The sequence below is a fragment of the Meridianimaribacter flavus genome (assembly GCF_004366715.1).
In the GTDB taxonomy this organism is placed as follows: Bacteria; Bacteroidota; Bacteroidia; order Flavobacteriales; family Flavobacteriaceae; genus Gaetbulibacter_B; species Gaetbulibacter_B jejuensis.
Genome location: NZ_SOQZ01000003.1, coordinates 431,814 through 456,729, shown reverse-complemented (window position 1 = coordinate 456,729; position 24,916 = coordinate 431,814). Strand labels below are relative to the sequence as shown.

At 32.9% G+C, this 24,916-nt stretch carries 21 protein-coding genes and 1 pseudogene; 13 read left to right on the top strand and 9 right to left on the bottom strand.

The genetic code is table 11. The features are described from left to right. The 4 genes and pseudogenes from A8975_RS09035 to mscL all read right to left on the bottom strand — a co-directional run. Nucleotides 1-911 (bottom strand): annotated as a pseudogene (locus A8975_RS09035) (HYR domain-containing protein); the annotation flags it as partial. A gap of 271 nt (nucleotides 912-1,182) precedes the next feature. Beyond that, nucleotides 1,183-2,589 carry an MATE family efflux transporter gene (locus A8975_RS09030; RefSeq protein WP_134199939.1) on the bottom strand — a complete coding sequence of 469 codons (1,407 nt, stop codon included), beginning with the start codon at nucleotides 2,587-2,589 and terminating at the stop codon, nucleotides 1,183-1,185. A 147-nt stretch (nucleotides 2,590-2,736) separates the two neighbouring features. Continuing rightward, nucleotides 2,737-3,336: a glutathione peroxidase gene (locus A8975_RS09025; protein ID WP_410504195.1), complete on the bottom strand. Its 600-nt coding sequence runs from the start codon at nucleotides 3,334-3,336 to the stop codon at nucleotides 2,737-2,739. A 94-nt stretch (nucleotides 3,337-3,430) separates the two neighbouring features. Continuing rightward, a complete protein-coding gene (mscL, locus tag A8975_RS09020) occupies nucleotides 3,431-3,880 on the bottom strand; it encodes a large conductance mechanosensitive channel protein MscL (protein ID WP_129761642.1) in 450 nt (149 codons plus the stop codon). A gap of 189 nt (nucleotides 3,881-4,069) precedes the next feature. Here mscL and A8975_RS09015 point away from each other — a divergent pair, with 189 nt between their 5' ends. The 3 genes from A8975_RS09015 to A8975_RS09005 all read left to right on the top strand — a co-directional run bounded on the left by A8975_RS09015 (nucleotide 4,070) and on the right by A8975_RS09005 (nucleotide 6,927). After that, complete coding sequence (locus A8975_RS09015; RefSeq protein WP_131509055.1) at nucleotides 4,070-4,669, top strand: SatD family protein; 600 nt, start codon at nucleotides 4,070-4,072, stop codon at nucleotides 4,667-4,669. After that, complete coding sequence (locus tag A8975_RS09010) at nucleotides 4,666-5,391, top strand: DUF3307 domain-containing protein (RefSeq protein ID WP_131509056.1); 726 nt, start codon at nucleotides 4,666-4,668, stop codon at nucleotides 5,389-5,391. The genes A8975_RS09015 and A8975_RS09010 overlap by 4 nt, the downstream gene beginning before the upstream one ends. A gap of 156 nt (nucleotides 5,392-5,547) precedes the next feature. Next, nucleotides 5,548-6,927, top strand: a complete 1,380-nt coding sequence (locus A8975_RS09005; protein ID WP_134199936.1) for a hypothetical protein — start codon at nucleotides 5,548-5,550, stop codon at nucleotides 6,925-6,927. 6 nt (nucleotides 6,928-6,933) lie between these two features. Here A8975_RS09005 and ccsA read toward each other — a convergent pair whose 3' ends face one another. Both ccsA and A8975_RS08995 read right to left on the bottom strand, forming a co-directional pair. After that, the gene (gene ccsA / locus A8975_RS09000) at nucleotides 6,934-10,125 is read right to left on the bottom strand and encodes a cytochrome c biogenesis protein CcsA (RefSeq protein ID WP_134199932.1); all 3,192 of its coding nucleotides are present in this window, start codon (nucleotides 10,123-10,125) and stop codon (nucleotides 6,934-6,936) included. Between the two features lie 70 nt (nucleotides 10,126-10,195). Further along, nucleotides 10,196-10,609 (bottom strand): group III truncated hemoglobin, encoded by a 414-nt coding sequence (locus tag A8975_RS08995; protein WP_131509059.1) that lies wholly within the window; start codon nucleotides 10,607-10,609, stop codon nucleotides 10,196-10,198. Between the two features lie 59 nt (nucleotides 10,610-10,668). Here A8975_RS08995 and A8975_RS08990 point away from each other — a divergent pair, with 59 nt between their 5' ends. The 9 genes from A8975_RS08990 (at nucleotide 10,669) to A8975_RS08950 (ending at nucleotide 20,028) form a co-directional block, all read left to right on the top strand. After that, nucleotides 10,669-11,436, top strand: coding sequence for a Rossmann-like and DUF2520 domain-containing protein (locus tag A8975_RS08990; RefSeq protein WP_129761647.1), 768 nt, complete (start codon nucleotides 10,669-10,671; stop codon nucleotides 11,434-11,436). Further along, a complete protein-coding gene (locus tag A8975_RS08985) occupies nucleotides 11,417-11,947 on the top strand; it encodes a KdsC family phosphatase (RefSeq protein WP_129761648.1) in 531 nt (176 codons plus the stop codon). Before A8975_RS08990 ends, A8975_RS08985 begins: the two co-directional genes overlap by 20 nt. 59 nt (nucleotides 11,948-12,006) lie before the next feature. Continuing rightward, on the top strand, nucleotides 12,007-12,921 hold the full coding sequence (locus tag A8975_RS08980; protein ID WP_134199930.1) for a geranylgeranylglycerol-phosphate geranylgeranyltransferase: 915 nt from the start codon (nucleotides 12,007-12,009) through the stop codon (nucleotides 12,919-12,921). After that, nucleotides 12,921-13,511 carry a Maf-like protein gene (locus tag A8975_RS08975; RefSeq protein WP_134199928.1) on the top strand — a complete coding sequence of 197 codons (591 nt, stop codon included), beginning with the start codon at nucleotides 12,921-12,923 and terminating at the stop codon, nucleotides 13,509-13,511. The genes A8975_RS08980 and A8975_RS08975 overlap by 1 nt, the downstream gene beginning before the upstream one ends. A gap of 50 nt (nucleotides 13,512-13,561) precedes the next feature. Continuing rightward, complete coding sequence (locus A8975_RS08970) at nucleotides 13,562-14,104, top strand: mechanosensitive ion channel domain-containing protein (protein WP_131509063.1); 543 nt, start codon at nucleotides 13,562-13,564, stop codon at nucleotides 14,102-14,104. 2 nt (nucleotides 14,105-14,106) lie between these two features. Then, nucleotides 14,107-14,619: a hypothetical protein gene (locus A8975_RS08965; RefSeq protein ID WP_134199926.1), complete on the top strand. Its 513-nt coding sequence runs from the start codon at nucleotides 14,107-14,109 to the stop codon at nucleotides 14,617-14,619. 97 nt (nucleotides 14,620-14,716) lie between these two features. Continuing rightward, entirely contained in the window at nucleotides 14,717-17,254 is a 2,538-nt protein-coding gene (locus tag A8975_RS08960) for a PIG-L family deacetylase (RefSeq protein WP_134199925.1), read from the top strand. Nucleotides 17,255-17,357: 103 nt separating this feature from the next. Then, nucleotides 17,358-19,058 carry a sodium:solute symporter gene (locus A8975_RS08955; protein WP_134199923.1) on the top strand — a complete coding sequence of 567 codons (1,701 nt, stop codon included), beginning with the start codon at nucleotides 17,358-17,360 and terminating at the stop codon, nucleotides 19,056-19,058. Next, on the top strand, nucleotides 19,042-20,028 hold the full coding sequence (locus tag A8975_RS08950; RefSeq protein ID WP_134199921.1) for a Gfo/Idh/MocA family protein: 987 nt from the start codon (nucleotides 19,042-19,044) through the stop codon (nucleotides 20,026-20,028). Before A8975_RS08955 ends, A8975_RS08950 begins: the two co-directional genes overlap by 17 nt. Before the next feature lie 51 nt (nucleotides 20,029-20,079). Here A8975_RS08950 and A8975_RS08945 read toward each other — a convergent pair whose 3' ends face one another. Then, a complete protein-coding gene (locus A8975_RS08945; RefSeq protein WP_243832964.1) occupies nucleotides 20,080-20,901 on the bottom strand; it encodes a DUF2911 domain-containing protein in 822 nt (273 codons plus the stop codon). 248 nt (nucleotides 20,902-21,149) lie between these two features. Between A8975_RS08945 and A8975_RS08940 the strand changes: the two genes are divergently transcribed. Next, nucleotides 21,150-22,886, top strand: a complete 1,737-nt coding sequence (locus A8975_RS08940; protein WP_134199917.1) for an FG-GAP-like repeat-containing protein — start codon at nucleotides 21,150-21,152, stop codon at nucleotides 22,884-22,886. 68 nt (nucleotides 22,887-22,954) lie between these two features. On the opposite strand, the gene murA is transcribed toward A8975_RS08940, so the two are convergent. Continuing rightward, nucleotides 22,955-24,271: a UDP-N-acetylglucosamine 1-carboxyvinyltransferase gene (gene murA / locus A8975_RS08935; RefSeq protein ID WP_129761673.1), complete on the bottom strand. Its 1,317-nt coding sequence runs from the start codon at nucleotides 24,269-24,271 to the stop codon at nucleotides 22,955-22,957. 6 nt (nucleotides 24,272-24,277) lie between these two features. Then, nucleotides 24,278-24,916 (bottom strand): DUF4290 domain-containing protein, encoded by a 639-nt coding sequence (locus A8975_RS08930; RefSeq protein WP_134199915.1) that lies wholly within the window; start codon nucleotides 24,914-24,916, stop codon nucleotides 24,278-24,280.

The window sequence follows — 24,916 nt, the reverse complement described above, 5'->3', positions numbered from 1 at the left end:
GTGTTGGCTCCTACATTGGAACAGTCAAAACTCGTTTGGTCTAATGACATACTTGCTATTCCGCAGGCATCGTTTGATCCATTGTCAATATCTGAAGTCGTGATGCTTCCGTTTCCTGAGGCATCTAATACAACTGTTGCATTCTGACAAACTGCTGTTGGTGCTGTGTTGTCCTCTACTGTTACTGTTGCACTACAGGTTGATACGTTTCCGTTATTGTCTGTTACTGTTAACGTTACTGTGTTTGCTCCTACATTGGAACAGTCAAATGTGTTTGGTGACACACTCATCGATGCTATCCCAAAATCATCGGTACTGCCTCCATCTACATTAGCTGCTGAAATAGAAACATTACCAGAGCTATCAAGTTGAGCAACATAATTTGTACAGACAGCGATTGGAGGATCATCTACTCTAAAGCTAGCGCTAAAATTGGCTCCTCCATCATTAATAGTATGCGGAAATGGATTTGGCACACCGCCAACGGTAAAATCTGCTGTTGTATAAACTTCAATTGTGTAATCAATACCAGATGTTAAACCTGCTAAAATATTAATATTAGCATTGTTTGTAGTCCAATATTGATTATCTCCAGACCCTGAGCAAGCAGCTCCAAAAAAGTTCTGTACATTTGAACTTAAATCTATAGAAACAAAAGCACCTGAAGGACTACCTGTTGGATATATTCTATAATTCAAATACCCAGATGTAACATCATCTGTACCACATTTATAAATATTGTTTTGTCCTCCACTTAAAACAAACGAATCTGCACTTTGAAAAGTTCCTAAATTTGTTCCATTGAAATCAAAATTTGCAGTTTGGGTGTGCGGGTTTAAATCATAATAATTATTACCTGATCCACTATCTATGATAACATAACTTTCATAAATACCTGACTGGGACTTCACGTTTTGACATATGAAGGTAAAGAAGAAAAGTAAAGCTAATTTTAAGTATCTTTTTCTCATAAATCTGTTGTTAATTAGAAAAAATAACAAGCAGCACTATCAGAGGGAAGAAATGATGCTAATAGTTTAAATACTACCAAATTAAATTTAATGGTAGACAGTAAAAATATCTTTACTCCTTGATTTTTAAGAATTTAATCGATAAAACGCAAAAAACAACTTCCAACGTTGGTTTTCAAGCAATTATCAATAATTAAAATTAGCTTCACAGCTATACTTTAACTAACTTCCACTTGCCTTTTTTAAACCAGATAATTCCTATAACTGCTATTAAAACTTCGGCAGCTGTAATGGATGCAAAGACGCCTATTGGTCCAAAATCTAAAGTAATTGCTGTGAGGTAAGCAAATGGTAATTGAAATAACCAAAAACAAACAAAATTGATATAAGTTGGTGTTTTGGTATCTCCTGCTCCATTAAATGATTGAATAACCACCATACCATATGCGTAAAATATATAACCAGCTGCCAAAACACGTAAACATAGACTACCATATTTTACAACATCAGGCTGCGTATTGAATAATTCAATGATATGAGTAGCAAATACTAAATAAATAAGGGACACTAAGCCCATGAAATAAGCTGTATAGCGTCCTGTTTTCCAAACGGATTGTTCTGCTCTATCAGGTTTTTGAGCTCCAAGGTTTTGACCTACCAATGTAGCAGCAGCATTACTCATTCCCCAAGCAGGCATTAGTGTAAACATCATTACACGAATAGCAATGGTATAGCCTGCTAAAACTTCGCTACCAAATTCGCTCATAATTCGCATTAAAAACACCCAACTAGATGTACCTATTAAGAATTGACCAATTCCACCAAGAGAGACTTTTATAAGGTTGAACATGACACCTATTCGTACGACTAAATCCTTAATACCAATCTTAATTTTGCTATAACCATAAAATAAGATTACTAGTTGAAATAATACTGCTGTCCCTCTTCCTATTGTGGTTGCTATTGCTGCTCCTTCTACTCCAAAAGCAGGAATTGGCCCAAAACCAAAAATAAACATAGGGTCTAGGATAATGTTTAATCCATTAGAGAGAATTAATGTCCACATGGCTACAGAGGCGTTTCCTGCTCCTCTAAAAATGGCATTAATAAGAAACAATAACATAATGGTTATGTTACCTCCTAACAAAACTTGAGTATAACCATAACCTTCAGCAATGAGATCTGGTTCTGCTCCCATAAGTTGTAATATTTCTTTAGGATACAGAATTCCAATACCACTAATAAGTATTGATACTGCTATACCAAGAATAATGACTTGAACCGCAGCTTGCGAAGCGCCTTTTATATCTTTTTCACCAACACGTCTTGCTACAACTGCTGTGGCTGCCATACTTAATCCTATAGCTACTGCATACACTAAGGTAATAACCGATTCAGTTAAACCAATAGTAGCTACTGCATTGACACTTACTTTAGAGACATACATAATATCTACCAAAGCAAAAATAGACTCCATGAGCATTTCAAGAATCATTGGAATTGATAACATGAAAACTGCTCTTCTAATACTGCCTGAGGTAAATTCTTGTTCTTTACCTGTTACAGCTATTTTAAAATATTTAAGGAATTGTTTAAGGGTAATTTTGTTTGATTGCATTTTTAATACTTTTAAATGTAAAAACTAGTCTAAGCCATTTAAGTTTAGACAAATTAAAAGCCGAAAAAGAACTTCAGCGTTATCCTGTTTTTAAATTTATGCAATCATAATACAGCAAATATGCACAAAATTTTTGAAACTACAACCCTATTTTGACTCAATCCAGCTAATTACAGACTCGTCTGTTGGTAATGTTCTAGGGGAAATAACCTTTGCTAAATGTCCGTTTTCGTCGATAAGATATTTTTGAAAGTTCCAAGCAACTTCAGAATCTTCCAACCCATTTTTAGACTTTTCAGTTAAAAACGTATACACTTCGTGCATGTCATCTCCTTTTACTGAAATCTTACCCATCATAGGAAATGTTACACCATAATTTTGTTTACAAAACGATGCAATTTCAGTGTTGGTTCCTGGTTCTTGTCCTCCAAAATTGTTTGCAGGAAACCCTACAATTGTAAAGTTTTTATCTTTAAATGTTTCATACAACTCTTGTAGCTGCTCGTATTGTGGCGTTAAACCACACTCACTTGCTGTATTAACAACCATAACTTTTTTTCCTTTTAAAGTTGAAAAATCAAAATCGTCTCCATAAAGATCTTTTACTGTAAATTGATAGATGTTTTCTTTTTCCATTTTAGTTTCTGATGTTTCTAAACTAGTTGATGCTACTTCGTTTGTTGTTTCTTTTTTTTCTTTACAGCTACAAACTATAACCGCAAAAATTAGTAATGCTATTTTTTTCAAAAGTTCAAATTTTTAGTAATTAATGTTGACCGTTTAAGTTAACTCTCTTTTTTTCTATAAAGGTAAAGTTTTTTCTAGTTTCAAGAATTAACACCTAGTCTTTTAACCTAGATTTTAACAGCTTGTTTTGTTCTTCCATTAAAGCAGTCAAGTTTGTTAACAGTTCAATATCCTTAGGAGTTGCAACTGTTTTATCATTAGTGTCATGCGATTTGTTTCTTAATCGGTTTAAGAACTTAACTACCACAAACACCGTAAAACCTATAATAAGAAAATCTAAAAAGGCTTCACCAAAAGCACCATAGCCAATAGCAACCTCATCGGTTATTATAGTTCCTGAAGTATCCTTAACTGCTTCTTTTAAAATGATGCTTTTATTCTGAAAATTAATTCCGCCAGAAAGCAATGATAATGGTGGCATAAATACTTTCTTCACCAAAACATCTATAACTTTGTTAAACGATGCTCCTATAATGATTCCTATTGCCATATCCATCATATTTCCTTTTACAGCAAACTCTTTAAACTCTTTTATAATTTTCATTTATCTTAAATTTTAAATACTGACCGCTAAGATAATTAGATATGATTTTACTTTTATCTATATCTTTTCAAAAACAGATAATTTATTTTATCTGATTATTAGCAGATATTTTAAATTATCCTATATTTAGCAGATAATTTTGTTTTTCTGATTAAAAAATCATAGATTTGATTATAGACATTGAAAAAAATGACAAGTATTTTAACAGGTGATATTATAAATTCTAGAGAGAGCGCACCAAATGAATGGTTAACTGCACTTAAAGACACTTTGAGCACTTACGGAAAACAGCCAGTAGCTTGGGAAATATACAGAGGTGATAGTTTTCAACTAGAAGTTGCTCCTGGACAAGCACTTGAAGCTGCAACTTTAATAAAAGCCACTATAAAAACTTTTAAAGCTATTGATGTTAGAATTGCTATTGGTTTAGGCGAAAAAACATATACTTCGGATAAAATAACAGAATCTAATGGTAGTGCATTTATTAATTCAGGTGAATGTTTTGAAAGCATGAAAAACAGTACGCTTGCGTTAAAATCTGAACATGAAGATTTTGATACTACCTTAAACCTTATGTTAGAGCTTGCTCAATTAACCATGAATAGTTGGAGCCCTACGTCTTCTAAAATTATTAAAGCATCACTCAACAATCCAGAACTGAACCAAAAGCAGATTGCTAAATTGCTAGGTAAGTCGCAAAGTAATATTAGCGAAGGACTTAAACGTGGTGGATTTGATGAAATTTCAAAAATGCTAACCTATTATAAAACCCAAGTTAAAACACTATGATATCTTTATTTATAAAACTAGTACTTGCTCATATTGTTGGAGACTTTTTGTTACAACCAGAAAAATGGGTAAAGCATAAAGAAGACTATAAACACAAATCCAAATACTTGTATTGGCATATCCTAGTACACTTAATTGCGTTGGTTATTGTACTTCAATTCAATTTTAAATATTGGCTAGGACTATTAATAATACTAATAAGCCATTATGGTATAGATGTGATAAAACTCAACCTAAAAAACAAACTGAATACACGTTTACTGTTTGGGTTAGATCAATTGGCACACCTTATAGTAATTGCATTGGTTGTAAACATTTATGAACCTTACAGCATAAACACAGACAGCTTTTTCACTAGTCAATTTTTATTGTTTGTTACAGGTTTGTTAGGTGTTACTGTGGTTTCATCGGTAATTATGAAAACACTAATTTCTAAATGGCAACTAGAAGAAGACCTTAAAGGTGAGTCTTTAGAAAATGCAGGAGCATACATAGGCATGCTCGAGCGCTTGTTTGTTTTTGCCTTTATAGTAATGAATTATTGGGAAGGCATTGGGTTTTTAATTGCTGCCAAATCTGTTTTCAGGTTTGGAGATCTTTCAAAAGCTAAAGACCGAAAACTTACCGAATATATTCTTATAGGTACACTTCTTAGTTTTGGTTTAGCTATTGCGTTTGGTATAGCTTATAAGTATGTGATGACATTGATAACAGCAGCATAAAACACGCTAAAACAACCTCTTAAATAATTACCTTTTTAGTTACCATCATAAATTCAACAAAATAAACCTAAAACAAAAACCATACAATATCATTTTTTTTAAGTAACTTAGACTTACATTTATTATACTGGGCAACAACTACTTATAATTAATATTATGAGAACTAATGTATTAAAAGCCTCACTTACCCTACTTAGTCTAATAATTCCTTATTTTACTTTATCTCAAACCATTTCTGGTTGTGATTTCTTTCCAGATCAAGAAACGGTAACTTACACCTATACTGAACCTAGTGCTTTTGGCATCACAAACAATGAAGTAACTTATGAGTTTCAAGGCAACAAAACCATAAACGGTAAAACATATAAAGCCTATAGCAAATATGTAAACGGAATGGTTCCTGAAGTAAACCAAGTACTTTATGTAAGTTGTGCTAACAATAGCTTAATTATGGGCAATGAAATATATGTCTTCAACAAAGAGTTAATTGGTTATGAGCAAGATATCACTAAAATAATAGATATCTATGCAACACCTATTTATGAAGTCAGCATGGTACCAACAGGTCAATTCTACTTGCCAACCGTTATAAAACCTAACAACTCCATTGGTGAAGTATGGACTGAAAAAAGCGCTATGCATGGACAAATAGTAACCAATAAAAATAGTATACTTGAGAAAGACATAACCGTAGAAGTGCAAGGTAGAACTTTTGAGCACGTTTATGTAGTATCGCAAGAAACGTGGTCTGAAGGTGGTATAAATGGTAATCAAAAAATATTGGATGCCAAAATCTATTATGCAAAAGGACTCGGAATGATAAAAACTGAAAAGACAACAACGATTTTTAAAAACACTACTACTACTGAACTATACAACCCAAATGAAAAAGCAGCTTTAATAGCTCAAATTGAACAACTAAAAGATAGTTTGCCTGTAGAATCAGGTTTTAATATAAACATGAAAAATTATGTTGAATCACAAATTTCAGATAAGGATAATTTTTTAAAGGTACTCAAAGAAATACGTAATCAACTAAGAGAAATAAAGAATAATTATCATAACAACTTGAAAAATCCTGAACTAAAAGAAAAAGAATATGAAATTATTAAGAATCATATTTTAGCTAACGAAAAAACCAACAAAAGCCTTTTAGGAACTTGGAAAAAAACAATATATACATCTGATATAAGAAAAGGAACTGTAAAGAAAGAAGAGCATTTAATGTTTGAAATCCTTGAAAATGGCACTATGAGTGGACACCCAGATAACGACCTATTTAAAATTAATGGTGACGATAAATTTATTTATCGTTTAAAAGACAAAAATCATATTGAAATTTTATCTGATTACAATACAAATACAAATACATATCTACATGAGGTATATTATTTTACAATAGAACCATACACTCGTATTGGACCTAAAATTAATATGTCACTCACTTTTACCAACGATAAGAACAAGTACGAAAAGGTTCTGGGTTTTAACAGTACTAATAACATCTATCGTTTTTTTAAATCACAAAAAAATTAAAAGGTATTATTTCTTATAAAACTTCACCCATTTTCTATATGCTAAAACACCTAAAACAGCAACAACACCAACAGCAATTGCAATAATTTTAAAACTAGCTATTTGTTGACCCGATTGATACGAGTGTAATCCTGATAAATAGAAATTTACCCCAAAATAAGTGAATATAATACTTGCTATTGCAATCACAGAAGACAAGTTATAAATGTATCTACTTCTAAGACCTGGAACCAAACGCATGTGAATTACAAAAGCATAAATCATAATACTAATTAAAGCCCAAGTTTCCTTTGGGTCCCAACCCCAATATCTACCCCAACTTTCGTTCGCCCACATACCTCCTAAAAAATTTCCTATAGTAAGCATTACTAAACCAACTGTTAATGCCATTTCATTAATGATGGTTAGTTCTTTAATATTAAGGTCCATTTTAAGCTTATTCTCTTTGGTTGTAAATACCATTAACAATAAACTTACAACTCCTAACACCATACCTAAAGTAAAAGGTCCATAACTTGCTACAATAATAGCAACGTGTATCATTAACCAATAACTATTTAGTACAGGTTGAAGGTTAGCGATTGAAGGATCCATCCATTGCCAGTGTGCAATCATTAACAACATAGCTGTTACAAAAGCTGTGGCAGCAATGGTTAAATTACTCTTTCTACCGAAAATTAAACCAAACAACATGGTAGCCCAAGCTACATAAATCATAGATTCATAAGCATCACTCCAAGGTGCATGACCAGAAATGTACCAACGTGCAATAAGTCCTGCTGTGTGAAGCAAAAACAGTAATATAATTACTCCTATAAGACCTTTTACGATATAATCAATTGTCTTGTTTTTGTCTTTAAAAATCTGAACGATCAATAGCACAAATAATACCGTTGAAGCATACATATACCAACTAAACAACTTTTTAAAAATATCGTATTTATTATATTGAATTTCGGTATGTATCTTATCATCTGAAAGCATGACTTCACTACCAAACTTCTGCTGAGTTTTCTTAATACCATCCAGTACTTGTTCTGCAATAGTATAGTCTCCAGAGGTTTTAGCGTTGTAAACATTCACCAAATAAGCATTAAGTCCATTGTTAATAAAATTAGCATACAACGAATCTTTTATAGTTTCTCTATAGCCTTCTTCTCTAAACTCTATTGGAGAAATCCATTTATTGTTTTCGTCATCTGGTACAGGAAAAATCTTTAACGAGCGTCCTTCAATTGCATTGTATAATAAGTACACACGTTGTTCGGCTTCTTTAAACTCCTTTTGGTAAGCGTTTAAATCATTTACATTAGTAATTCTATCAAGATAAGGTTGCAGTTTAAAAGCTCCTGTTTCTGTAAAAAAATCGGCTAATGCCGCATAATCTTCTTCCTTTGAAACACCTATTACACTTCTGATAGTATCTGCCTTTCTTGGTTTTAAATAAATTACAGGAACGTTGTACCAAAGCAACGGACTTTCTTGAATTGACAACATTACTTGGTTGGCATCCAAATCTTCGTAAGTATCGTGTTTACTTAATTTACGAAGCATCTCAGACGCATAGGTATTCATAGGTTTCATACGTCCACTATAGTCCTGTACAACCATGTGCCCAAACAAATCGGCATGCTCTTTTGGAGCTACGTTAGCATGAAGAATAGAATCAATTTGCGCTTTTGTAGGTTTTGAATGATTATGACCATCGTTTTCAGAATGTTCTTGTCCATAACCTAACATTCCAATGCATAGTAAAAGAACCGTTAGTACTTTTGCTTTTTTCTCTTTTACTTTATTAAGCATACGACGTAAATCTCCAAAACGAGAATACTTGCTTACAATAATACCTAACAAACCTAAATACAGTAAAAAGTAACCAATATAAGTTATCCAAGTTCCCCAAAAATCATGGTTTACTGAAAGGATGGTTCCTTTTTCATCTGGATCAAAACTCGATTGAAAAAAACGATAACCACCATAATTAAGGATGTGGTTCATGTAAATCCTATAATTAAAATTTTCCTTAGCTTCATCAATAACAGTTACTTCACTAGCGTATGAAGAATAGTTGTTTTCAGTTCCTGGATAACGTTCAGCAATAAAATCGTTAAGCTTAATACTAAACGGTAGTTCAATACGCTTAGAGCCGTATTTTACAGCAACATCTAATCCGCCAACTTTTATTTGTTCAAAAGCATTATCACTACCTTTACCTCCTAGCACTCTTACTCGCTCAGTCTCACCATTTGCAGTTACTTTTAGCACTAAACCGTCTTCATCACTTTTTAAGATTTCAGGTTTTTTAACCAAATCAAAAACTCCTTTTACAACAGGTTTAGGAAATACCATTTGCATATTACCAATAATGTATCTTGAACGTAACATAAGTGGCTGAATAGAATCTTTCACCAAAGTTCCTGTTTGCCCTGTAGCCATTGTTAAATATTCACCTTCAAAAGGAGACTCAACAGTTAACGAACCATCTTTATAAGTAATATTTACAGCTCCTTCTTGAGGCTTGTTTAAAGAAAATAACACATTATGAATACTTTGTACTTGCCCTACCTTTAAAAAGTGATTGTGTGGTTGCCCACCACCAGATTCTACTATTTTAAGATATTCTTCTCCATTCTCGTCAGGTACAATATCTTTTTCAGCACCAGCAATAAATTTTTCAAGCTCAATGCTTACTGGCATTTCATCATAAGTAGTTGAAGCATAAAAAGTATTGTTCATTCTTGGAGAAAAGTCTACTTCGCTTTCTAAAACCCTACGTTGGTTTTGTCCATTAATTACTAAATCTCCATCAATGTATGTTGTGATATACGTTTTTTGAGATAAAAACACATTTTCGGTATCGCCTTCTCGAATAGCCATCATGCCTTCATAACTAATATATCGAGTAACAAATGCTCCTATTAAAATTAAAATGAATGCTGCATGCAGAATAAAGGTTGCCCATTTTTTCTTTTGTAGTAACTTATACCTAAAAATGTTACCTATAAAATTGATAACAAAAATTACCATAATGGCTTCAAACCACCACGCATTATAAATCAGGTTTCTGGTATATGGCGTTGGTGATGTATCTTGGCTAGCATCTAAAAAAGTACCAGTAGCCATTGCTACAGCAAAAACAATAAATAAAACAGCAGTAAGTCTAGTAGAAAAAAGGATTTTGGAGAGTATATTTTGCATGATATAAGGACTCTTTTAATAAGTCGTGCAAATTTAAGGCTTTTAGTTTATTTACATATGTTAAAACATACTAATCTTTTTTATGTTTTTGTCGTTCTTCAAAAATTTTAAGATGTAAAAATGTTCCCATTTTTCGCGCTCTTCTTTTGGCAACATCTGCATACTCACCTACAAATAATTCATCGATAGTTTGATACCACAAATTCAACCAAACTCCAAAATGAAGTTCAGTAATACTATGGTTATTGTCTCTATCAACCTTTACATGAGCTTCCATTGGGTTACCAATGTATTTCTGCTCTAGCTTTCGAGTCATAAATAAACTTGTTTCCCAAAACGTAGTCAATCTATCTAAGTGTTCGTCCCAATCTTTTATTGCAGTATTAAAAATTGGTCCTAAAAGATCATCTTTTCTCACCTTTGTGTAAAATGATGATACAAGTAAGTAAACATCTTCTCTGGTATTTATATCTTTTTTTTCCATTATTACAAAGATAACTTATAACACTTTTATTTGATGTAATACTTACCTATTTTTACAACATGATTTCTGTTATAATTATTGGTGCAGGCAATGTTGCTTCACATTTTTACAAAACATTTAAAACAGCTGAAACCGTTTCGGTAACACAATGGTACAACAGACGTTTAAATGCAATTGAAACCTATCAAAATGAAGTTGAAATTACCGACGACATTAAAGCGTTAAAACCTGCTGATGTTTACCTCATTGCTGTAAAAGACGATGCAATTTCACATTTATCTTCTCAATTGCCTTTTGAAGATAGATTGGTTGTGCATACCTCTGGAAGTATAGGTGTTCATGACCTAGACAAAAAGCTTAAAAGAGGTGTGTTTTATCCGTTACAAACTTTCACAAAAGATGCTGATGTTGATTTTTCAACAATTCCTTTATGCATAGAAACTATTAACAAAGCCGATTATCAAACTTTAAAAACACTTGGTGAAGCTATAGGTTGTAAAACCTATAAAGTTAATGGCGACCAACGTAAAGCATTACATCTAGCAGCTGTATTTGTAAATAATTTTACCAATCAGCTGTATAGAGTTGCTCATGAAATCACCGAATCTGAAGGTGTAGAATTTGAAATTTTAAAACCTTTAATTACTGAAACTGCTAAAAAAGTGCAAGATATTTCGCCTTACATGGCTCAAACTGGTCCTGCAAAACGCAATGATAAAAAAACCATAAAAAAACATTTAAAATTACTGGATAACGAGCATCATAAAGCTATTTATAAACTCTTAACAGCTTCAATACAAAAAACACATGGAAGACAAAAGCTATAAAGAATACCTAGAACATATTACCACATTTATTTTTGATGTAGATGGTGTATTAACTGACGGCACCATAACCTTAACAACTTCTGGTGAAATGCTAAGAACCATGCATACCAAAGATGGTTTTGCCATGAAAACTGCCATTGATGCTGGTTTTAATATTTGCATCATTTCAGGAGGTTCCAACGAAGGCGTTCGTGTTCGTTTAGAAGGTTTGGGTGTTAAAGATGTTTATCTTGGAGCTCACAATAAAATTGAACAACTTAACGAGTTCCTTAACAATAACTCTATTAAAACCGAAAATGTACTATACATGGGTGACGACATTCCTGATTATCCTGTTATGAAATTAGTAGGTTTACCTTGTTGCCCACAAGATGCAGTTCCTGAAATAAAAGGAATTTCAAAATATGTATCTCATAAAAATGGTGGTAAAGGTGCAGTAAGAGACGTTATAGAACAAGTCCTTAAAGTACAAGGAAAATGGAATACCGATTTTAGTGCTAAATACGACTAATTTTTCAGTTGGCAGTATGCAGCATCAATAAAAAATCTAACAACTAACAAAAACATACATTGAATATACTCAACCTCATCCGCTATAAAAACCTTTTAATGATTGCCATTGTGCAGCTTTTAATAAAATATGCACTTTTTGAGCCTTTTGGAGTAGCGATAACTCTTAATGGATTTGGGTTTTCTTTATTAGTTATTGCAACGCTTTGTTTAGCTGCTGGTGGAAATATCATCAACGATATTTACGATAAAGAAACTGACGCAATCAACAAACCAGATAAGGTAATTGTTGGTAAAACAGTATCTGAAAAAACAGCCTACAACCTCTTTATCGCATTTAACGTTATTGGTGTAGGTGTTGGGTTTTATTTATCTCATTTAGTAGGAAGAAGCGGATTTTTTGTACTTTTTGTTGGTATTTCAGGACTACTATACCTTTATGCTAGTTATTTTAAACAACTTATTTTAGTTGGCAACCTATTGGTTTCTATATTGGTTGCTTTAAGTATTATTATTGTTGGTCTTTTTGAGCTTTTGCCTGCTATTACTCCAGAAAATCAAGCAACTCAAGTCACATTTTTTAAAATCCTTTGGGATTATGCATTGTTTGCATTTATTATAAACCTACTTCGTGAAATGGTTAAAGACATCGAAGATATTGATGGCGACCATAAAGCAGGAATGAACACATTACCAATAGCACTTGGTCGTGAACGTGCCAAAAAAATTGTGTTTGCTTTATCCTTTGTTCCTATTGCTACAACAGTATATTATGTAGTCACTTACTTATTTAAGCAACAACTTGTGGTTGGTTACTTTTTACTGTTCATAATTGCTCCACTAATTTATGTGAGCATAAAAATATTTACTGCAGAAACAAAAAAAGACTATCACGCTATTAGTAATGTTCTTAAATTAGTAATGCTTTTCGGTATGCTATCATTATTACTATATAAATTCATTTTAATAAATTAATGCTTAACGACTTACTCAAAAACCATAACATCATTTTAGCTTCTGGCTCACCTAGAAGACAACAATTTTTCAAAGAATTGGGTTTGGATTTTGAAGTACGTTTAAAACCTGTTAAAGAAGAATATCCAAAGCGTTTACAGCATTTTGAAATCAGTGATTACCTATCACAACTTAAGGCTTTACCTTTTAAAGAAGAACTTAAGGATAACGACATTTTAATAACCAGCGACACCATAGTTTGGCATAACAACACAGCTTTAGGAAAACCTAATAGTGAAGCTGAAGCGTTTAATATGATTCAATCTATGAGCAATGCAACACACGAAGTCATCACTTCTATCTGCTTTACGACTCCTACACTTCAAAAAACGGTAAATGCAATTACCAAAGTGACTTTTAAAAGTTTAACCAACGACGAAATTAACTACTATATTAATACTTGCAAACCCTTTGACAAAGCTGGAGCTTATGGCATACAGGAATGGATAGGACAAGTTGGTATTACTAAAATAGAAGGCTCTTATTTTAATGTGGTTGGGTTACCTACTCACCTACTTTATAAAACACTAAATAGTTTAGTTGAAAACTAATGGTCTTATTAGTTTTCTATTTTATCTTTGTTTAAAGAAACCCTATTCCAATGCTTTTAGAAACTTATAAAAACGAATTAATTCAATCTGCTATTTTAATCGCTATACTATTATTTATACGATTTATTTCTGCAGTAGCAGTACGAAAAATAGGAAAGAAAAGTGGTATTAACGATGCTCGAATTCATCTCATTAACCGTTACGTAACTGCAACTTTATTGATGATTGCAGTACTTATTGAGGCCTTTATTTTTGGTGCAGAGTTTAAAGATATGGCTTTAGTATTTTCTTCGGTGTTTGCTGTAATTGGTATTGGTTTATTTGCAATATGGTCTATTTTAAGCAATATTACTTCAGGTATTATTATGTTTTTTAACTTCCCTTATAAGGTTGGTGATAAAATACAAATCCATGATAAAGATTTTCCTCTGGAAGCGATTATTGAAGACATTGCTGCGTTTCAGTTACATTTAAGGTTAGATAATGGCGATTTAGTGACTTACCCAAACAACCTTATCTTGCAAAAACCTGTAACACTGGTTAAAAAAGATGCCATTGACGATTTTCTTGATGATGGATCAGATGCGTTATAAACTTGAAACAGTTCAAACTAAATAAAAAAGAGGTTTTTTGGTTGATAGGAACAATACTATTTGCCCTTATTATAAACCTACTCATTTTTGGGTTTGAAGGGTTGACAAATAATTCTACTCTAAATTTAAACTTTCACGATACTTACTTAGTAATTGAAAACACTCAATTCATTTTGTTTTGCAGCTCCATAATATTCTTTGGAGTATATTTAGCAAGAGTACTACGTAGGAAATTCAATAATTTAGTTGCAAATCTAATCTTGATAATCTCTACTATACTTTTAGTTTTAATTCTAATGGAACTAATTTCTATACTAGAGCTATTAAACCAACAATCATCAAGTTGGACAGTGTACCCTCCTTTAAGCGACCAAGAAATTGAACCAGAAGTAAAACCTAAAGAAAATGGTTTACTCTTAATTTCAAACATACTTTTTGGCTTCCAAATACTATTATTAAGTTTTATAGGTTATTGCGGATTTAAGACTGGACAAAATTTCAAACAGAACAAATAATACTTCAAAATCACCCAAACCACACGTTAAAGAAACATTAAAACCAGCAGATGCGCTGGTTTTCTTTTTATATTTATTGCCCACAAACCAAAAAACCATGCATAAAAAACTACTGTTCTCTTTTTTAGCAATTGCAATTTCTTCTTACTCAACGTTTGCTCAACAACCTAAAAAACCTAATAGTTCAGAAATATACGAATCCATACAAAAACTTAATTTTTTAGGTTCGGTACTCTACGTTGCTGCGCATCCTGACGATGAAAACACACGTTTAATTTCTTATATGTCCAACCACTTAAAAGCACGTACTGCTTATCTATCTTTAACACGTGGCGATGGTGGTCAAAACTTAATTGGACCCGAAATACGCGAACTTCTTGGAGTTATTAGAACACAAGAACTTTTAACTGCTCGTCGCATTGATGGTGGCGAACAACGTTTCACCAGAGCTAACGATTTTGGTTACTCAAAACATCCTGATGAAACTCTTGAAATTTGGAACAAAGACGAAGTGTTGAGCGATGTTGTACTTGCTATACGCCAATTTCAACCAGACGTTATCATTAACCGTTTTGACCATAGAAGTCCTGGTAGCACACATGGTCACCACACTAGTTCTGCAATGCTTAGTGTTGAAGCCTTTGATTTAGCAAACAACGCTTCAGTTTATCCTGAGCAATTAAAAACAGTTAGTCCATGGCAACCAAAACGTCAATTTTTTAATACTAGTTGGTGGTTTTATGGTAGTCAAGACGCTTTTGAAAAAGCCGATAAAACCAATTTATTATCCATTGATACTGGAGTGTATTTTCCGTTAAACGGATTGAGTAATCCTGAGATTGCAGCGCTTAGTAGAAGTCAGCACAAATCACAAGGTTTTGGAAGTTCTGGTAGTAGAGGCGAACAAATGGAATATATCGAACTAATCAATGGTTCGTTACCAACTGACAAAACCAATATTTTTGATGGTATTGACACTTCATGGAATCGTATTAAAGGCGGAAAAGCCATTGGAGACATTCTTTATCAAGTTGAAAAAGACTACGATTTTTCAAATCCTTCGTCATCCATTCCAAAGCTTGTTGAAGCCTATACCTTAATTCAGGATTTAGAAAATGAGCATTGGAAAACTATAAAATCTGAAGAAATCAAAAATATTATCGCTAATTGCGCTGGTTTGTTTCTTGAAGTTGTTGCTAATTCTAACCACGCAACAGCAAATTCTAAAGTGCCACTTTCTATTGAAATGATCAACAGAAGTGACGCAAACATTATGTTTACTGGCTTACAACTAAAAGATAGCGGAAGAAAAAAACGCCTTTATAAACGCTTTCCTTTAAAAGATAATATTGAAGAAAACCTTAAAGATACTATTCTCATTTCTTCGCGTCAACTACCAACTACACCATATTGGCTAACAAAAAAAGGTACTTTGGGCATGTACAAAGTTGAAGACAAAGCGTTAATTGGGCATCCTGAAACACCTAGAGAATATACAGTAACTTTTAAATTAGAAATCAACCAAATACCTATAGAATTTACAAGACCTATAGTTTACAAAACCAACGACCCTGTAAAAGGTGAAGTTTATAAACCTTTTGAAGTTATTCCTGAAGCCTCTGCTAAAGTATCTGAAAAGGTTATCATTTTTGAAAACGATCAGCAAAAAGACATTGAGGTTGTGGTAAAATCAGGAAAAGATAATCTTGAAGGTTATGTGCAAATTGCGCATCCACAAGATTGGAACATTTATCCTGAAAAACAAAAAGTATCAATTGCAAATAGTGGTCAGGAGCAAACATTAGTATTTACTGTTGTACCTCCTAAAAACCAAAGCGAAGGACTAATTACGCCAATGGTTCATGTTGGTGACCAAGTGTTTACGAGAGAGCTTATTGAGATCGATTACGACCATATTCCGTTTCAAACTGTATTACTTCCTAGTGAAAGTAAAATTGTAAGATTAGACATTAAAAAGAGAGGTGAAAACATCGCTTACATTGAAGGTGCAGGTGATGTAGTTCCTGAAAGTTTACAACAAATAGGTTATAATGTAGTGATACTAAAACCTGAAGACATTAACACAGAAACCTTAAGCAGGTTTGATGCTGTTGTAGTTGGTATTAGAGCTTACAACACAGTTGAAAACTTAAAATATAAACAACAAGAACTGTTTGATTATGTGGCTAATGGTGGCAACATGATTGTACAATACAATACCAGCAGAGGATTAAAAACCAATAACTTAGCACCTTACAAATTACAATTGTTTAGAGATCGTGTTACTGATGAGTTTGCTGAAGTTACGTTCTTAAGCCCTGAACATCCACTTCTTAATTACCCTAATAAAATCACTACAAAAGATTTTGAAGGTTGGACTCAAGAGCGTGGGCTTTATTTTCCTAATGAATGGGCTAATGAGTTTACGCCTTTGCTTTCAATGCACGACAAAGGAGAAACTGCTAAAGAAGGTAGCTTACTCGTAGCAAAGCATGGTAAAGGGTATTACATTTATACAGGATTAAGCTTTTTTAGAGAGTTTCCTGCTGGAGTTTCTGGTGCTTACCGTTTATTTGCCAATATGCTTTCTATTGGGAAAGAAGATATTTCAACCGAAGAAAGTTTAAAAAACTAATGAAACAAGACAACTACAAATGGCAAAAAATGTACACCTTAATTTTGGTAGCTAATGCCTTGTACATTTTGTTTTTCTACTTAATTACACAAGCTTACTAATTATGCAAACAATAGACTGGATTGTACTTTCATTAACCCTTTTTACTATTGTTTTATATGGTACTTGGCAAACTCGTGGTAGTAAAAATGTTGAAGATTACATAAAAGGTGGCAATACTGCACATTGGTGGACTATTGGACTCTCAGTAATGGCAACACAAGCGAGTGCTATTACGTTTTTATCAACTCCTGGTCAAGCGTTTAATGATGGCATGGGCTTTGTTCAATTTTATTTTGGACTTCCTATTGCTATGGTTATTATATGCATGGTGTTTATTCCATTATACCATCGACTTAAAGTATATACAGCTTACGAGTTTTTAGAAAACAGATTTGATTTAAAAACAAGAACTCTAACAGCAATACTCTTTTTAATACAAAGAGGTTTAGCTGCAGGAATAACCATTTTTGCACCTGCTATAATCTTATCAGTTGTATTAGGTTGGAATCTGCTTTTACTCAACATTATTATTGGTGTATTGGTAATCATCTATACAGTTACAGGCGGTACAAAAGCAGTAAACGTAACTCAAAAACACCAAATGCTGGTTATTTTCTCAGGAATGATTGTCGCTTTTATTTTAATCATCAATAAGCTACCAGAAGATATCACCTTTAGCAATGCCATAGAAATTGCAGGAGCTAGTGGCAAAATGGATGTTTTAGATTTTTCATTCGATCTTAATAACCGTTATACCTTTTGGAGTGGAATTATTGGTGGTACGTTTTTGATGCTCTCCTATTTTGGAACCGATCAAAGTCAAGTACAGCGTTATCTTTCTGGAAAATCGGTTAAAGAAATGCAATTAGGACTCATTTTTAACGGCTTGTTAAAAGTCCCTATGCAGTTCTTTATTCTATTGGTTGGCGTTATGGTGTTTGTGTTTTATCAGTTTAATGAATCACCTTTAAATTTTAACCCTTTAGCAACTGAAACCGTTTTAAATTCAGAATACGCTGAAGACTACAAGCAACTTCAAACACAGCAACAAGAACTTTTTCATGTTAAAAAGGAAGCTATTAATTCGTTTAACACTACAGGAAAGTCCATTTCAAAATCTACAATTGCAAACTTCAATACTGAAAATGATAAACTAAGAGCTGAAGCAAGAGTTTTAATTGACAAAGCTGCTGAAGCCAAAAACCTAAAAATTGAAAGTAATGATAAAGACTACATGTTTATTTCTTTTATCTTGAAGAACCTTCCTCGTGGTCTTATTGGGTTGTTGCTTGCTGTAATTTTAAGTGCTGCAATGTCTAGTACTTCTAGTGAGCTCAACGCATTAGCATCTACAACAACTATAGATTTATACAAACGAAATGTAAGTGAAAAATCTGAAGCTGAAATGGTAAAAGCCTCAAAATGGTTTACTCTAGCTTGGGGATTAATGGCAATAGGTGTAGCTTGTGTTGCTAATCTTGCAGAAAATCTCATTCAGTTGGTAAACATCATTGGTTCTATTTTCTACGGAAATGTGCTTGGTATTTTCTTACTTGCTTTTTTCTTTAAACACGTTAAAGGAAACGCGGTTTTTATTGCTGCATTATTAACTCAAGTTATTGTTATTGCTCTGTTTTTTTTAAACCATTTTAGCCTTATCAATCTACCGTATTTATGGTTAAATTTTGTAGGTTGTCTTATTGTTATTGTATTAGCATTAGGTATTCAATTGAATCAAAAAACACATGTCACAACAAACTAAAACCATACGCTGGGGAATTATTGGTCTTGGAAAAATAGCCAATAAATTTGCCCAAGATATTTTAACAATTGACAATTGTCAATTATATGCTGTAGCTTCCCGAAGCCAAGAAAAAGCTAACGAATTTGCTAAAACTTATAATGCCGAAAAAGCGTACAACAGTTATGAAGATTTAGCTAAAGACCCAAATATTGACGCTGTTTATATTGCTACTCCTCATGCGCTCCATAAAGAAAACGCCATATTATGTCTAAAAAATAAAAAAGCGGTGTTATGCGAAAAGCCTTTTGCTATGGATAAAAATGAGGTTGAAGACATGATTACAGTAGCAAAAGAAAACAATGTACTGCTCATGGAAGCCCTATGGACGTATTTTTTACCACATTATAAATTTGCTCTTCAACACCTTGAAAATAAAACCTTTGGAAACATCACAAAATTAGAAGCTGATTTTGGTTTTAAACCAACAGTTGACATGAACTCTCGTGTGTTTAAAAAGTCTTTAGGAGGAGGAAGTCTTTTAGACATTGGTATCTATCCTATTTTTGCAGCATTGTCTACTTTAGGTCAACCAAATACCTTAGAAACGAATGCTACTTTTTTTGAAAATGGTGTAGATTCGTCTTGTACAATAACTTTTGACTATAACAATTCTGTAAAAGCACATTTAAAAAGTACACTTTTAGAAAAAACACCTACTGAAGCTATATTTTATTACGAAAACGGAATTGTAAAAATAAACAGTCGTTTTCAAGAGCCTTCGACAGTGAGTTTAATTCCTAATGAAGGCAAAGAAGAACATTTCGATTTTGGATATACTACCAACGGTTATAATTTTGAAACCATACACTTTAACCAATTACTTAGAGATGGAAAAACAGAAAGCGATGTTATGTCGTTTGAATTTAGTAAAACTCTAATTACAATGTTAGATACTGTAAGACAAAAAATAGGTTTACATTATGAATAAAAAAAAGCGCAACAATTGTTGCGCTTTTTTAGTATTATTATTGGTTTACAATTACATTGCTCCCCATTCTTTTAATGAATCTGTATTCATTTTCACATAATCATCATTTCCTGCTTCTTTGGCTGCAGCTAAAGATTTTTTTGCTGCTTCAATAGCCCCTTTTTTATCGCCTGCAGCAGCATAGATTAACGACTTTTTTCTTAATTGCCAAAATCTAGGAGTTTCTGTCAAAGACATTGATTTGTCTATCCACTCTTTAGCTTTATTAATATCTTTACCTTCTTCTAAATAATAAACAGCAGCTGCATAATAATCATTAGCACTCGGTCCATTCATTACTCTGTCAATAGAAGAGGTTACTTTTGTATCTGTTGGTACAGTAAACGGTACAGCAGCATAAGTTTTTTCCCAAATAAACTCTAATGCAGCACCACTATTTGATATTTGATTAACATCAATTGTATACGTTTCAACATTAAATGGTACTTCGTAAGTTTTAACAGTAGTTTTAGCTGCTACTTTAGCATCATCCCAATTTTGAGGATTTCCCCAGTTATTTGTATCAGTGTAGAAAAATACTTCCCAAGAACCTTTCATAGGCTTAACAAAAATCGCATAAGAACCAGCCTTAAGTGTTTGTCCATCAATAGTAACATCATCACTAAATGTCACCATTGTATTTTTATTAGCTCCTGCTCTCCAAAGTTTATCATAAGGTACTAAATCTCCAAAAATAGCTCTTCCTTTTACTCCTGGACGAGAATACTCTAGAGTAACATCAGTTAAACCAACCCTTTGTTCAAGCTTACTAGCAGGACTAGATTGTGGTGTTTCAATTTGAGCATTCACGCTAAATGTAAACGCAATTGCCAAAGTGAGTAGTAATAGTTTTTCATTTTTGATTAGATTTTGATTAGAATTAATGTATCGCTTTTAAAAAATTAAAATTACAAATTAGAAAGCCCTCTAGATGTTAATAAAACCTTAAATTAAAGCATAAATCAACCATCTTGACCACAAAAAAAGACTAAACATTCTACAAACTTTTAAATAACAAATTAACTAACAATTAGACAATTATATAATAAAAACACTATATTTAATCACAAAAAAATCTCATCATGATAAAAAAATTACTTTTAAGTAGTATACTACTTTTTCCTTCTATTTATTTCGCACAAGTAACATTTACTAATGCAACTTCAAATTTGGTAAACCCTAATTTAACAAGTGGAGTAGCCATAGGAGTTTGCGATATGAATGGAGACGGTTTAGATGACATCATTAGACTGGATGATGCTAGATATCTTCAAATAGAATATCAAAATACGAATGGCGTTTTCACATGGTTAAATTATGGAAATTTAGCTGGTACTGGTAATGAATGGGGACTTTGTATTGCCGATGTTGATGAAAATGGCTATAACGATATTTTCACAGGAGGAGCTTACAATGGCAAAAAGCTATTAATTGCAAATTCAACTGGAACAAATTACACTTCAAATTCATTAAGTGGTTCAAATATTTTCATTCAAAACCTTAATTTTATTGATATTGATAACAATGGTACAATTGATATTTTTGCTTGTCATGATGAAGGTGTTTCATCTGCGTACAATAATGATGGCAATGGCAATATGACACAAGATAATGCTGGTTTAATAAATGCTGTTTCTACGATTCCTTCTGATAATTCAGGTAATTATGGTTCTATTTGGGTTGACTATGATAATGATGGCGACCAAGACCTTTATATCTCAAAGTGTAGACTTGGAGTAAGTAACCCAAACGATGGTAGACGTGTCAACCTATTATTTCAAAATGATGGCAGCGGTAACTTTACCGAAGTTGGTGTCGCAGCTGGTTTAGTGCCTTATGCACAATCATGGTCAGCTAATTTTGAGGACATAGACAACGATGGCGATTTAGACTGCGTGTTAATAAACCATGATGTTAGCAGTATTATATACGTAAATAATGGTAACGGTACGTTTACAGATATAACTGCAACTTCTGGGATTGCTACAGAGTTGAACGATTTAGGTAGTGGAGGAATTCAGGTTATTATGGAAGATTTTGACAATGACACTTTTATTGATCTTTTTATCACTAGTAGATATGCTTCTCATGCACTATTTAAAAACAATGGCGACCTTACTTTTTCAAAAATGCCATCACCTTTTGGTTTAGGCAATGACAATATACAAAGTGCTGCTGTTGGAGACCTCAATAACGATGGTTTTATTGATGTTGTAGCTGGTTTTGCTATAGGCTATAACAGCCCAACAAACGACCCAGACATTTTATTCTACAACAATGGAAACTCTAATAATTGGAGTGAAATACGTTTACAAGGAGGTCCAAGTAATATTAATGGTATTGGAGCAAGAATAGAATTACATACCGCTACTGGTATTCAAATTAGAGAAGTACGTTCGGGTGAAAGCTACGGAACCATGAACTCACTAATGACACATTTTGGTTTAGGAACACAAACTGCAATCACTAAGATAGTTGTTAAGTGGCCTTCTGGTATTGTTGATGAATTATTTAATCCTAACATTAATGAATCTATATTAATTATTGAAGGTGCAACACTTGGAGACAATCAATTTACTAATACTGATATTAAAATTTATCCTAACCCAACAAAAGACAATGTAACTATTGAAGGCTTAAAAGATATTACTAATGCCTCTTATTCAATCTTTGATATTTCAGGGAAAATGATAAAAAACAATAGCATGTTTTTTAACAATGAAGCTACTATAAATTTATCTAGTTATGATAGTGGTGTATACTTTGTACATCTTAAAACTGATAGTAAAAAACTTGTTTATAAGGTTGTAAAAGAATAACCTTGTATAGACACATACAAAAAAAGGCTTCGAAATTTCGAAGCCTTTTTTATACTTATATTTTAGGTTTAGTTACCTTCTACTCTAGTAATTTTTGCACCAATTGCTCTTAAGCGTTCATCAATATTTTCATAACCTCTATCAATTTGTTCAATATTATGAATTGTAGATGTTCCTTTAGCTGATAAAGCTGCGATTAATAACGACACTCCTGCTCTAATATCTGGCGATGTCATAGTCGTTGCTTTTAATGTAGATTTAAAATCATGTCCAATAACAGTTGCTCTATGTGGATCACATAGTATAATTTTCGCTCCCATATCAATCAATTTGTCCACAAAAAACAGTCGACTTTCAAACATTTTTTGGTGTACTAATACACTACCTCTAGCTTGTGTAGCCACTACCAAAACAATACTTAATAAATCTGGTGTAAACCCAGGCCATGGCGCATCAGCTACAGTAAGTATTGAACCATCAATGTAACTTTGTATTTCGTAACCATCAGTATGCGCTGGTATATGAATATCATCACCTTGTTTTTCAACAGTAATACCTAGTTTTCTAAACACATTAGGTATTTGTCCAAGGTCATCCCAACTTACATTAGTAATGGTCAACTCACTTTTTGTCATTGCAGCAAGTCCAATCCAGCTTCCTATTTCAATCATATCAGGAAGCATTCTATGTTCAGTTCCTCCTAAGCTATCAACACCTTCAATAGTTAACATATTAGAACCTACTCCAGTTATCTTTGCTCCCATTCTATTGAGCATTTTACAAAGCTGTTGTAAATAAGGCTCACATGCTGCATTGTAAATTGTAGTAGTCCCTTCGGCTAAAACTGCAGCCATAACAATATTTGCTGTTCCTGTTACTGAAGCTTCATCTAAAAGCATATAAGTACCTTTTAGTTTTTCGGCTTCAACACCATAGAAATAGTCTTCGCGATTGTATCTAAATTTTGCACCTAAGTTTATAAAACCTTCAAAATGGGTATCTAGTCTACGTCTACCAATTTTATCACCTCCAGGTTTAGGAATATATCCTTTTCCAAAACGTGCTAAAAGCGGACCAACAATCATAATTGACCCTCTTAAACCTCTACCATCTTCTTTAAACTCGGCAGATTCAAGATATTTTAAGTTAACCTCATCTGCTTTAAACGTGTAAGACCCAGAACCTATTTTGTTGATTTTTACACCTAGTTTTTTTAATAATGCGATAAGTTTATTGACATCAACTATATCTGGTATGTTATTAATAGTTACTTGCTCTGGAGTTAGTAAAACTGCGCATAAAATTTGAAGTGCTTCGTTTTTTGCGCCTTGAGGTTGTATTTTTCCTTTTAATTGGTGACCTCCTTCAATTACAAATGTACCCATGAAATGTTAGTAGCGTTTTCTGTTACGATTAGAATTACTTTTTTTGTGTCCTTGTTTTTTAGAATACTTCTTTTTACCTCTCATTAAACTTGTTGAGTCCGAAAGGTCTTCATCACTATTCTTAAGGTTTATTTTACCACCTGAAAGTTCAAATAAATGATCAAAAATCACATCGTCTTCAACTGTATCTTTGTTCCAGTTTAAGAAGCATTTTTTCATGTGGTTTGCAATGGTATAGATTAAAGCGTCTTTTAGCTCTCCTTCTTCCCATGTATTAGCAACGTCAATCATCGTCTTTATATTGTTTCCATAAAAACGATATTTAGGATGATTTTGTGGGTATGTTAAAGGCTCTGGTCTTGCTTGCAACTCATCTTTTAATGGTTGTGGATATGGCGAATCTGCATCTAGCTCAAAATCGGCCATAATAAATAATTGATCCCAAAGTTTATGTTGAAAATCTGGTACATCTCTTAAATGAGGTTGCAAATTTCCCATTACAGATATAATGGCTTTTGAGACTTTATTGCGCTCTTCTTTTGTTGGAAGTTCTTTAGCGTAATTAATCATTTTCTGCAAGTGCCTTCCATATTCCGGAATGATTAAATGCTCACGCTCTGTATTGTATTCTAAATCGTTTATCAA